Here is a 13,125-nt window from a genome sequence, read left to right as displayed (position 1 = left end):
ACTTGATACTATACTAATAGGTTTAAAACAGCTCCTCAGTTTATTTTCTCTACTATTAAAACATTCTCAATAGATGAAGAAATTCTGTAAACAGATGATTTAATACTTTCTTGTACCCCCCGGATAATTTATCTAACAGATGGGATATGGAGATTTCGATGCTTCCTTTGCTGATTTATCGAAATACTTGTTTTTTTGTTGATACCTCTTGAATGAATTCTTCCATAATTAATAGATTTAAGTTCAATAAATGTTCATAATGATTATTTAAATCTAAAAAAAATAAATGAAGAATTAGTTGTTTCCACTTATTATTTCAAAAACCAAAGTCACCAATATAAAAAAAGCTCAATGGTCTTAATATTAAAAAAACGACTAACATTTAGCCACTTATAACCTATGGTTAAATCATATCAACATGCTTTAATTAAATACCTATATAAGCACTTGATCAAATTATTCTTTTTATAAAAACAAAGCTTACTCCTTATCCAAACTATTTCATTTATTCAAAAAAATGTATATTCGTGTAAATCAAAAATCTACAACCATGGGAAAATTTGCAACTAAAACAGGTAAAGACGGACAACATTATTTTAATCTTTTAGCTACTAATGGTCAGGTGATTCTTTCAAGCGAAGGATATACAACAACTGCTGCTATGCATAATGGTATCGAATCTGTTAAAAAGAATGCGTCTGATGATAAGCATTTTGAAAGAGCCGACTCTAAAAATGGGAAGTTTTATTTTAATCTGAAAGCATCCAACGGTCAGGTGATTGGCAAGAGTCAAATGTATGAAAGTGTTGCCAGCCGCGACAATGGCATTGAATCAGTTAAGAAAAATGCTCCAGATGCACCTACTGTAGAAGAGTAATTCATCAAAAATTTCGAATAGCAAAATGCTCCGGACTCATTTCCGGGGCATTTTTCATTTAAATATTCTTTATAACTCACCTGGCTTTTTTCCGTATTGCTTTTAAATTTGACCGGCAGAAATAAAATGGCACTAAGCAGCAATATCTGCAGAGATCATAAGGACAATTATTATGACAATTTTGAATGGCCCGTACGCTGTTTTAAGATGAGAAAAAATCAGGATTCTAACTTTGATGAATACAGGCACATTTAACCAGCTCATAAAATAAAGCCCCTTGGATGATATGATCCAAGGAGCTTTTGCAGTAAGTGATAAGTCAAAAATTATTAAGATCTATACTTTTTTAATAACCTTTAGCCGTTTGTGCCGATTTTAAATTGGCGTTATGATCAAGCGCACTTTGCGGATATGGCATCAACACAAATTTTGATTGCCATTTACGCTCCTGTACAATGTTATTAGTGATGTCATAAATATTCTGCATTACATTTTGTGCAATATTCCACCGCCTGATATCAAATAAACGTTGCCCTTCGGCCGCCAGTTCTATACGGCGCTCATTCTGTATAACCTGGCGCAATTTATCCTGGGTATTGATGGTAGCCTGTGCTATTGGAGGCATTCCTGCACGGTCGCGGATATCATTAAGTGCCGCGTAAATGGTAGCATCTGGGCCACTTACTTCATTCTTGGCTTCGGCATAAGTTAACAGTATCTCGGCGTAACGAATGATCGGAAAATCCTGTGCCCCGTCCCAATCGGCAGCGGTGTAAGCTGGGTCAACCAGTTTCTTGAAATTATAACCTGTTTTGCTATTATTATTGCCCCCTTTTCCCCAGGTAAAGTTATATCCGGAAGTAAAACCATTCCACGGATTTGTAGGAAACAATATGCTGGCATATAACCTGGTATCACGGTTTTTAAATTCGGCAAGATAAGCTGAATTTACTGTCCCGTTATTATAATTGGTTGCACGTGTAGCTGCGCTTGGGGGTGTAAACATATTACCGTTCCTGTCCCAATAGGCATTGATTAGTTCCTGGGTTGGCGTAATCGAGCTCCATCCACCCAGATCAGATGGTGGAAATAAGGTGCGGAGTCCGTTACCATTTGCATATGATGAATTGCTTACATTTTGCGAGGCCAGAATAATTTCTTTACTGCTTTGTTCATTTACCGCCCAAAATTGCTGTTCGTAACTGGCCAGACCCTTGTAAAATTTTTGTTTATCATCATCGTTAGCAAAAGTTACCAGGTTGGTGTAATCATCCTTCATATCATCGGCCGTAATGGTCGGTTTTCTGAATAGTTGGTAACCTGCTCCCATCACTTTTTGGGCGCTGGCTGCGGCATCGGCCCATTTGCCAAACTGAAGCTGAACCCTTGCCATAATAGCCCATGTAGCTCCTGAGGTGATCCGGCCGGTTTCATTATTAATTCCACCCGCGTAACTTGCAGGCAGGTCTGTTACCGCACTTTGCAGTTCTGATAAAACAAAAGCTATAACATCTGCCTGAGGCGTTGGGGTAACTCCGGTGGTCGCTGGGTCTGTGTAACTATTTTTAAGCAACGGAACAGGGCCGAATATCCTGGCCAGTTCAAAATAGGTAAAAGCTCTCAAAACCCGGGCTTCGGCAATAAACCGTTTTTTAAGACCCGCATCCATCGGTGTTTTATCTACATTATCCAGAAAGTAGTTATATCTACGGATAAACGAATAACGGTTATTATAACCCTGGTCAAGAGTAGCATCAATATCTCCGGCTGCAATAGATGTAGCATTACTTTCCCATGGATATTGGGCATAAGCATTATCAGAACCACCATCATCATAGGCATAATAATACCCTGTGCCGGTATTGTTATTAGTGTTTAGGTATGCATAACAGCCGTTGAGCGCTAAGCGGGCATCGTTTGCTGATGTCCAAAAGGTAGAATTTGATACCTGATCCTGCGGAAGCAGATCAAGTGATGATTTTTTACAACTACTTAATGTATAGAGTGTAAAAGATATAATGGATATATATAATATTCTTTTCATAAAACTTCAATTAAACAGTGTGAGTTAAAGCGTGAGGTTTACGCCAAATGAGTATGATTTTATTTGAGGATATGCAGCGCGTTGAGAGGCGGCTTCAGGGTCAAAATCTTTTAATCTCTTGTCGCCCTTGATAGTGAACGGGTTATTACTTGATGCATAGATCCGTAAACCACGTATATGTATTTTTTGGAGAACAGATTTAGGGATGCTGTAACCCAGTGTTAATGATTTGATCCTGAAATAATCGGCATTAAACAACCAAAAACTTGATTGTTTTAAGTTTTGTGTATTATCTGCAGATGTTAATAAACGGGGATATGATGCATTTGGATTAGGGTTTGCCGTTGTCCATCTATCCAAAGCGTAGGCTTTTACTCCTGCCCCGTTAAAAAACGCCTGGGAAGCTTCATCTTCCAGGTATACTTTCACATCAGAAACACCCTGACCTAATAAAGCAAAATCAAAGTTTTTGTAGTTTGCGGTGAGGTTAACTCCGTAAGTAATGTAAGGCACATCATTGCCAACAATCACACGGTCATCTCCGTCAATTTTTCCATCTCCGTTTTGATCCACGTATTTGATATCACCCGCTTTGGTACTGGTTGACTGGGTGGCATGTTGTGCAACTTCGGCGTTTGTGGCGAATAAACCGTCGGCCTGCCACATATAAAACGAACCAATGGCCGTGCCAACACGGTTAACATAATATCCGTTCACCTGGTCACCCAAACCACCAAGATCAATTACCTTATTCCATATACGGCTAAAGTTTCCTCCCACTGAAAATTTAAACTCGCCTATATGATTATTATAATTCAGGGATAATTCAAATCCTTTATTTTGAACTTTTGCCAGGTTTGCAGAAGGTGTTGTATTTACGTTAGGATCCGTTGAAAAAATGAGCCCCGCTTCATCTGGCAAAGATGGATTTGTTAATAATATACCATTAGTCATCCTGTTAAATGCATCTACCTGCAGGTTCAGTTTATTATTAAACAAGCCCACGTCTAAACCCACATTGGTCATGGTTACTTTTTCCCAGGATAATGTAGGGTTATACAATTTGCCCGGCCAAACACCATCTTGCTTGCTTTCGTCCAAAATTACGGCCGTACCAGTTTTTAAGCCATCATAAAAATCATAATTACCTACATTGCTAATGTTACCAAGCTTACCCCATGAACCGCGTATTTTTAATTCGGATAACCAGGTAATATTTTTCATAAAATCTTCCTGGGATATACGCCAGGCTGCCGAAAAAGACGGATAAGACCCCCAGCGATGCCCCGGTGCAAATTGTGATGAACCATCGGCCCGTATACTGGCCTCCAGTAGGTACCTGTCGTTATAAGAATAATTGAACCTGGCAAATACCGATTCAAAGGCATTGGCATTAATATTTCCGGTACTTGTTGTATTTAAAGGATCGGCGGAACCCGCATTAATAGCGTTAAGATCATTATTAACAAAATTTTTACGCACAACTTCAATGGTACGGTCGTCATATCGTTCGTATGAAGCTCCTCCCAATAGTTTAGCATAATGTTTACCTACTGTTTTTTCATAACTGGCTGTAGCTTGCGTTAATAATTTGCTGCTCGTTTCCCAGGACTCATCCAGTTGGTTTGGAGTTACCCCAGTGCCACTTATTGGCGCTCCTGTAGTGAAGCTTAAGATAGGGTCAATAGTACTGGTAAAGGTTGAGCTTACGTAATTATAAGTATTGTAGGATACCAATCCATTAATATTTAAACCCTGAACAGGGGTATAATTACCATTCACAGATCCAATAAATCTGGTGCTCACATACGAGTTTCTGCCGCCTTCGGCCAAAGTACGCAATGGGTTACCTGCTGCCAATGTTCCATCTACTATTCCACCATTAATACTCCCCCATTCACCATTACTTTGTTTATTCACCATTAAAGGCACTTCCCGGTTAAGGGTGGTAAAGCTCACATTGCCGCCTTTGTTATCCAGGCCATCGCGGATATAAGATACATTTGATCCTATTTTAAATTTATCGCTAACTTGTGATTCCGTATTTGAACGGAACGAATAACGCTGGAGATTTTTTCCCGGTAGCAGTGAATTTTGATCAAAGAACGATCCACTTACAAAATACCTGGTTTTACCGCCACCAGATATATTGATCTCATGCTCTGTGATCGGCGCCGATTTTCGTAAGGTCAGCTTATACCAGTCATTGTCAGGAAAATGATCTGGATCTGAGTGATCCTGTATTTTTTGAAGGTCGCCTACGGAAAACTTTGGCGACTTGCCAGCATTAGTAAGGGCCTCATTTGTTAATGTGGCATAATCATAAGCACCTAACCAATGAGGTAATACTGTTGCTTTTTGGGCGCCATAATAGGCATTGTAATTGATAAGCATCTGCCCTTCCTTACCCTTTTTTGTGGTGACCAGCATAACACCATAAGCAGCACGGGAACCATAGATTGCAGATGCGGACGCATCTTTTAAAACAGATATGCTCTCCACATCATTTGGATTGATACGGGCAAAATCACCTGCAGATATAGGTATTCCATCAACTACAAAAAGCGGACTTGACGTACCCAGGTTACCACGCCCCCGTACATTCACTGAACCAATATCACCGCCAACATCCCCAGGCCTTGAAATAATCGTTAATCCGGGAACTGTACCTTCTAAGGCGTTAGTTAAAGAAGTAACCGGACGGTTCACCAATTCTTTAGTGTTAACTGTATTAACAGCTCCAGACAAGTTCACTTTCTTTTGCGTACCATAACCCACCACAACAACCTCGTTTAAGGCTTTTGATGATGCCGATAATACTACTGTTAAGTTGGTTTTACCATTGAGGCTAACATCTTTGGAATTATATCCAATAAATGAGAATGTTAAAATACCATTTGCAGGCACATTGATGGTAAATTTGCCATTGTCTGTAGTACTTACTGCCTCCGTGGTACCTTTTACCGCTACGGTAACACCAGGCATTGGTTGTCCTTCTGTGTCTTTTACAACCCCGGTAATTTTCACCTGGGCCAAAGTCAATAAAGAAAACATTAACAACAAGCCTGTTAAAAACACTTGTTTTTTGTAAAATTTGATCATAATTTATTGTTTTATTGGGTTTGAATGGATTAGACGACTGCCCTTTTAAAAGGGATATCCAAATCCTAAGTTAGACAGGCTGACTGTGTAAAACCTAATGTTTCAAGGCTCTAACTCAACGCAAACGTTTGATTGACATTTATTATTAAGTATATGAAAATCAAACATTTAACATAAATATCATTTTTTCTACCTGGCACTTCAGCTGTAAGTATCCGATGGTTTCAACCGTATTTGGCTCTTTCCCAGATAAATGTTACACAAACGTTTGATAATGGAGTTCAATGGTTCTTAACAACAATTTTCCGGCTAAAAACAATTGCTGCTTTTTATTGGAAAGGAAACATTTAAAAATGCGTGTGGATATTTTTCACACATTTGTAAATAACAGATTATTCAGGGCGAAAAATTTCACAAACATCTGCGGAGTTGTCTAACTTCGGACACTATGTCATCGTTGCTTATATATCGTGAAAAATCATATCAATAATATTTATATCGTAGGTCTGGGTGCAATTGGCGGTATGTATGCAGCCAAATTACAGGATATAAATCCCGGTCTGGTAAAGATCATCGCCTCGGCCGCACGCATTAAGAACTATCAAAATTCCGAAATCAAGGTTAATGAAAGGCACTATAAATTCAATTATATTCAACCGGGTGATCGTTCTGCCCCTCCTGCTGATCTTATTCTTGTTGCGGTTAAAGCGCCACAACTTGCAGGGGCCATAAATGATCTGAGGGGATTTGTGCATGATGATACCATTGTTATTTCATTACTCAATGGGATCTCCAGCGAAGAACAAATAGGCGAAAAGATTGGGATAAAGCACCTCCTTTTTGCCTATGGCGTAGGAATGGATGCTGTTCGGGATGGAAATGTGATCTCTTATTCCAATCCGGGCCGGGTAGTTTTTGGTGAAAAGAACAATAGTACACTATCAGCAAGAGTGCTGGCTGTAAAGGAACTGTTTGAACAGGCAGCTATACCCTATCACATTCCCGCCGATATGTACAAAGCCCTCTGGTTTAAATTTATGATGAATACCGGCATTAACCAGGCATCGGCCGTATTGAGAGCGCCGTACCGGCAGTTTCAGCACAACGAACAAGCCCGTAAACTGATGTTGATGGCTGCCGAAGAGGTAATTACCTTGTCGCATGAAATGAATATTTTTCTGGGACCGGCTGATATTGATGAATTTATCCGCATAGTTGACGGCCTTGGCGCCGACGGAAAAACATCTATGTTACAGGATATTGAAGCCGGACGAAAAAGTGAGGTAGAACTTTTTGCCGGCACAGTAATAGAGCTTGGCCGGAAATACCACGTACCTACTCCTGTTAATGAAACTTTATATACCATTATCAGGGCATTGGAAATAAGCCGCGAAAGTAATTAGTTATTGTCCTGTAGAGACGCATATTTGCCTCTCTCAATTTCGGGACATATAATACCCAGGTTATCTCTCCATATAACTGAAGACTCAAATATGTATCTTCACAAAATGATTAGCATTTTTAAATAGTCGCATGATCCTCCATTTTAAATTTTGTTTATTTGAAACTTTTTATACTTTTGTTTTAGTGTTATATTAACAATTAATATTCACAACCAGTTATAAATGTTTTACCAACAACGCAGTCAGTTTATTTTTTTTTCTTTATTCAGTCAAAGAATCATTAAAAATTCGAATTAGCTATATAAGTACAAATCAAAATAAGTGTTATTTAAACACTAATAATACATGAACAAAGATCAATTAGTGATTGGGGTAGATTACGGATCAGATTCTGTACGCTCCGTTATCGTAAATGCTTCCAATGGCGAAGAAATAGCTTCGTCAGTATATGAATACCCCCGCTGGCGCGATGGCTTATTTTGTGAGCCGGGCATAAACCAGTTCAGGCAGCACCCACAGGATTATATTGATGGACTGGAGGTTACTATTAAAGACTGTATTACTCAGGCAGGCGGGCCTAATATTGTTGAATCTATAAAAGGCATTTCTGTCGATACAACAGGCTCTACCCCAGTAGCGGTTGACACTTATGGTACGCCCCTGGCTTTAACACCCGGTTTTGAAAATAACCCGAACGCTATGTTTGTGTTATGGAAAGATCATACCGCTATTAAAGAAGCCGCTGAGATCAACGCCCATGCCGCTTTGTTTGATACCAATTACCTGCAGTATGTAGGCGGCATTTACTCATCCGAGTGGTTTTGGGCCAAATTATTGCACGTTTTAAGGGTTGACGAAACCGTACGAAACGCTGCCGCCTCCTGGGTAGAGCATTGCGACTGGATACCTTTTTTACTCACCGGCGGCACCGATGCTAAGGTCATAAAACGTGGGCGTTGCTCCGCCGGACATAAAGCCTTATGGGCCGAAGAATTTGACGGTTTACCTCCTGATGATTTCTTTTCATCGCTTGACCCATTATTAAAAGGTTTTACTGATAAACTCTATAAAGATACTTACACCGCCGACCAGGCCGCTGGCACCCTAAGCGACGAATGGGCACAACGCTTGGGTTTGTCCACTGGTGTCATAGTGGGTACCGGTGCATTTGACGCGCACATGGGTGCTGTTGGCGGGCAAATTGAACCTTATTACCTGAGCAAGGTAATGGGCACCTCTACCTGCGATATACTGGTTGCTCCAACAGTCAATATGCAAGGCAAACTGGTGCGCGGTATATGCGGACAAGTAAATGGCTCAGTTATTCCGGGGATGGTAGGTTTAGAAGCCGGGCAATCGGCTTTTGGTGATACTTATGCCTGGTTTAAAAATATCATTTCATGGCCAATCAACCACCTGTTATCCAAATCAAAAATAATTGATGAGGCTACTATTAAAGCTTTAAAAGCCGAGCTGAGTGATCTGATTATACCTGACCTTAGCGCACAGGCAGATTTGATCCCAATTGATGAGCCCAATGAATTGGCTGTCGACTGGCTTAACGGCCGCCGCACACCCGATGCCAACCAGGAATTAAAAGGAGCCATAACCGGTTTGAGTTTAGGCTCTGACGCCCCTCGTGTTTTCCGAGCCCTGGCAGAAGCTACCTGCTTTGGCGCAAAAAGTATTGTAGACAGGTTTATTACCGAAGGTATCCCAGTTAAAGGCATTATTGGGATTGGCGGCGTGGCAAAAAAGTCGCCTTTTGTGATGCAGATGATGGCCGATGTGCTGGGCATGCCTATCCGCATCCATCAGTTTAAACACACTTGCGCCCTGGGTGCAGCCATGTTTGCCGCTGTAGTAGCCGGTGTATACTCCACCGTTGAAGAGGCCATGACAGCCATGGGTGGCGGCTTTGATGAAGAATACTATCCCAATGCCTCTCGTACAGCTATTTACAGCAAGCGCTATGAGCAATATAAAGATCTCGGCGCGTTTGTAGCCAGCCAAACAGCCAGGATAACAGAAGCCGAATTTCAAAACAGTTAAAAACCGCATGAGCAAGTATAAACATATCAAGCAAACGGCTTATGAGGCCAATATGCAGTTACCCAAACTTAGCCTGGTGCTATTCACTTTTGGAAACGTAAGTGCTGCAGACAGGGATCTTGGCGTTTTCGCCATCAAACCCAGTGGTGTACCATATGATAATTTAACGCCCGAAAAAATGGTGATCGTTGATTTTGATGGCAATACGGTCGAAGGTGATCTGCGGCCATCATCAGACACCAAAACACATGCTGTTTTGTATAAACATTGGGATGGTATTAACGGCATTGTACACACCCATTCTACTTACGCTACCTCTTGGGCACAGGCACAGCGCTGTATCCCTATTTTCGGTACAACTCATGCCGATCATTTAACTACCGACATTCCATGTGCACCACCGATGGACGATAATAGGATAGCCGGCGATTATGAATACCAGACAGGTTTCCAGATCATGGATCACTTTAAGAATAACGGACTTGATTATAAAGAGATTGAAATGATACTGGTGGGCAACCATGCCCCTTTTACCTGGGGCAAAACTGCCGATAAAGCAGTTTACAACAGCGCCGTTTTAGAAGCTGTTGCGCATATGGCCTACTTAACAGAACAAATAGATAATAATGCTCCCCGTTTAAAAGATTCGCTAATCAAAAAACATTACGAACGCAAACACGGACCCGATTCTTATTACGGCCAATAACCCATTCTATGAAACTACATTGTTTAATAATATTTGTGGCATGTATTCTGCTCAACACACAAATATCTGCCCAAAACAAAATAGCCGCTACGCCGCCAATGGGCTGGAATAGTTATAACTGTTTTGGCTCAGCTGTTCATGAAGATGAGGTTAAAGCTAATACCGATTACATGGCCAAATATTTAAAGCCATATGGCTGGCAATATATTGTAGTCGATTTTTTATGGTCGTATGATAATCCTCCCGGCAGTAATATCGGCAACCCTTTCCAAAAACGGTTAGATGACGGATCCTATATCCCCTGGCTAACCATGGACAAATGGGGACGATTAACACCGCAGCCCAATAAATTTCCGTCAGCATTTGGCGGTAACGGCTTTAAACCGCTTGCTGATTATGTGCATGCGCAGGGCTTAAAATTCGGCATCCACGTAATGCGCGGCATCCCAAGGCAGGCTGTTTGGGCAAAATCGCCGATAAAGGGCACTAATAGTATCACTGCAGATATGGTTGCTGACACCAATTCCAAATGCCCCTGGATGAACCACATGTACGGGCTCGACATGAAAAAGCCTGGCGCGCAGGAATATCTGAATTCCTTATTAGAACTATACGCATCATGGGGAGTAGATTTCATCAAAGTTGATGACCTATCGCGCCCCTATAGCGCGGCTGAAGTGGAAGGTTATAAAAAAGCGATCGATCAATGTGGCCGACCCATTGTTTTAAGTCTTTCACCTGGCGAAACCCCACTTAATCAGGCTGCTCATGCCACCCAATACGCCAATATGTGGCGCATGGCCGACGACTTTTGGGATAACTGGAAAGAGGTACTGCACATGTTTGATTATGCCAAAAGCTGGGAAGGCGTAGGCGGCCCCGGTCACTGGCCTGATTGTGATATGATACAGATCGGTAAGCTATCCAAACGCGGCCCGGTTGGTGTTGAACGGTATAGCCGTTTTACTGAAGATGAGCTTTATACCCATATGACCTTCTGGAGCATATATCGCTCGCCCCTGATGCTGGGTGGTAACCTGCCAGAAAACCGAGATCTGGAACTAAAGCTGTTTACCAACAATGAGGTACTTGCTGCCAACCAAAACGGAGAAAACCCGCGCCAACTGTATAAAAAGGATGGTGCCATGGTTTGGTATTCGCATGTACAAAACAGCAAAGATCTGTATGTCGCCTTATTTAACATTGGTGATAATCCAAAACCGGTGGCTGTAGACTTTGCATCTCTCGGCCTCAAAGGTAAAGTAAAGGTCCGCAACCTCTGGAAAAAACAAAATATCGGCCAGTTAAAAAAAAGGTATCAACAAAATATCAATCCACATGGTGCCGCCCTGTTTAGGCTATCGCCGGGTAACAATTAATATCAATCAATAATTCAGTAACTGAGTAGGTGGATCACTAATTCACTAAATCAATAATTCAATAATATAAAATGATCGACCTAAAAACATTTGAAGTTTGGTTCATTACCGGGAGCCAGGATCTATACGGAGAAGAAACATTAAGGCTGGTAGCCGAGCATTCGCAACAAATTACAGCAGGGCTGGATAGTTCCGGCAAAATCCCTGTCCGTGTGGTTTACAAACCCGTTGTAAAAAGCACTGATGAAATATACACAACATTACAACAGGCAAACTTGGCCGAAAACTGCATTGGTGTTATCGCCTGGATGCACACCTTCTCCCCTGCCAAAATGTGGATCAGGGGTTTAAGCATCCTGAAAAAGCCGCTGCTACACCTGCACACGCAATACAACCGCGATATTCCATGGAGCTCTATCGATATGGATTTTATGAACCTGAACCAAAGCGCCCATGGCGACCGGGAATTTGGTTTTATGGTATCGCGTATGCGCATTAACCGCAAGGTAGTAGTTGGGCACTGGCAGGATCCCGAAGTTTTAAACCAGATAGAAACCTGGACACGCGCAGCGGCCGGCTGGCACGACTGGCAAGGCGCTAAGTTTGTACGCTTCGGCGACAATATGCGTTTCGTTGCCGTTACCGATGGCGATAAGGTGGAAGCCGAACTAAAATTTGGCTTCTCGGTAAATACCTATGGCATTGGCGATCTGGTAGCGGTGATCAACGAGGTATCTGACGCCGATATTAATACGCTGATAGATGAGTATGAAGCTACCTACACTATGGATGCTTCGCTTAAAAAAGGTGGCGAAAAACATTCATCCGTTTATGAAGCGGCAAGGATAGAGTTAGGCTTGCGCAAGTTCTTAGTCAACGGCGGCTTTAAAGGTTTTTCGGACACATTTGAAGATCTGCATGGCATGGTACAATTACCAGGTATTGCTGCCCAGCGCCTAATGGCAGATGGTTACGGTTTTGCAGGCGAAGGAGATTGGAAAACCTCGGCCCTGGTACGTGCTTTTAAGGTAATGGGAGCCGGACTAAAAGGCGGTAATGCCTTTATGGAAGATTATACTTATCATTTCGATCCTAATAATGCACTGGTGCTGGGATCGCATATGCTGGAGGTTGATGCCTCTTTGGCCAATGATAAAGCAGCGTTGGAAGTTCATCCTTTGGGTATAGGAGGCAAGGCAGATCCGGCAAGGCTGGTATTTAACGTAGCAGGCGGCCCGGCGCTAAACGCGGCATTGGTAGATATGGGAAACCGTTTCCGCTTGCTGATCAATGAGGTGGAGGCTGTTGAACCGGTGAATGACTTGCCTAAGCTACCCGTTGCCCGGGTGCTGTGGAAACCATATCCCGATATGAAAACCGGCTGTGCCGCATGGATATACGCTGGCGGGGCACACCATACTGCCTACAGCCAGAATTTAACCGCAGAACATCTGCAGGACTTTGCCGATATGGCAGGAATTGAGTTTTTACGCATTGGAAAAGATACCCGTATTGACCAGTTCCGTAATGAGATCAGGTGGAATGAAGTAGCTTATAGATAA

General features: G+C 42.0%; 8 protein-coding genes. 6 read left to right on the top strand and 2 right to left on the bottom strand.

Translation table 11 applies throughout. The features are described from left to right. The first annotated feature begins 550 nt into the window (after nucleotides 1-550). The gene (locus AB6735_RS07075) at nucleotides 551-877 is read left to right on the top strand and encodes a YegP family protein (protein ID WP_370995168.1); all 327 of its coding nucleotides are present in this window, start codon (nucleotides 551-553) and stop codon (nucleotides 875-877) included. 346 nt (nucleotides 878-1,223) lie between these two features. On the opposite strand, the gene AB6735_RS07070 is transcribed toward AB6735_RS07075, so the two are convergent. Continuing rightward, nucleotides 1,224-2,921, bottom strand: a complete 1,698-nt coding sequence (locus tag AB6735_RS07070) for a RagB/SusD family nutrient uptake outer membrane protein (protein WP_370995167.1) — start codon at nucleotides 2,919-2,921, stop codon at nucleotides 1,224-1,226. A 24-nt stretch (nucleotides 2,922-2,945) separates the two neighbouring features. Further along, nucleotides 2,946-6,023, bottom strand: coding sequence for a SusC/RagA family TonB-linked outer membrane protein (locus AB6735_RS07065; protein WP_370995166.1), 3,078 nt, complete (start codon nucleotides 6,021-6,023; stop codon nucleotides 2,946-2,948). Nucleotides 6,024-6,493: 470 nt separating this feature from the next. Between AB6735_RS07065 and AB6735_RS07060 the strand changes: the two genes are divergently transcribed. The 5 genes from AB6735_RS07060 to araA all read left to right on the top strand — a co-directional run bounded on the left by AB6735_RS07060 (nucleotide 6,494) and on the right by araA (nucleotide 13,125). Next, nucleotides 6,494-7,426, top strand: a complete 933-nt coding sequence (locus AB6735_RS07060) for a ketopantoate reductase family protein (protein WP_370995165.1) — start codon at nucleotides 6,494-6,496, stop codon at nucleotides 7,424-7,426. Between the two features lie 345 nt (nucleotides 7,427-7,771). Then, nucleotides 7,772-9,478 carry a ribulokinase gene (locus AB6735_RS07055; RefSeq protein WP_370995164.1) on the top strand — a complete coding sequence of 569 codons (1,707 nt, stop codon included), beginning with the start codon at nucleotides 7,772-7,774 and terminating at the stop codon, nucleotides 9,476-9,478. A 7-nt stretch (nucleotides 9,479-9,485) separates the two neighbouring features. Beyond that, nucleotides 9,486-10,184, top strand: a complete 699-nt coding sequence (locus AB6735_RS07050; RefSeq protein ID WP_370995163.1) for an L-ribulose-5-phosphate 4-epimerase — start codon at nucleotides 9,486-9,488, stop codon at nucleotides 10,182-10,184. 8 nt (nucleotides 10,185-10,192) lie between these two features. Further along, complete coding sequence (locus AB6735_RS07045; protein ID WP_370995162.1) at nucleotides 10,193-11,563, top strand: glycoside hydrolase family 27 protein; 1,371 nt, start codon at nucleotides 10,193-10,195, stop codon at nucleotides 11,561-11,563. A gap of 71 nt (nucleotides 11,564-11,634) precedes the next feature. After that, on the top strand, nucleotides 11,635-13,125 hold the full coding sequence (gene araA / locus AB6735_RS07040) for an L-arabinose isomerase (protein WP_370995161.1): 1,491 nt from the start codon (nucleotides 11,635-11,637) through the stop codon (nucleotides 13,123-13,125).

This window comes from Mucilaginibacter sp. RCC_168, assembly GCF_041355315.1.
Classification (GTDB): domain Bacteria; phylum Bacteroidota; class Bacteroidia; order Sphingobacteriales; family Sphingobacteriaceae; genus Mucilaginibacter.
The sequence above is the reverse complement of the archived record's forward strand: the minus strand, read 5'-3'. Positions and strand labels throughout refer to the sequence as shown.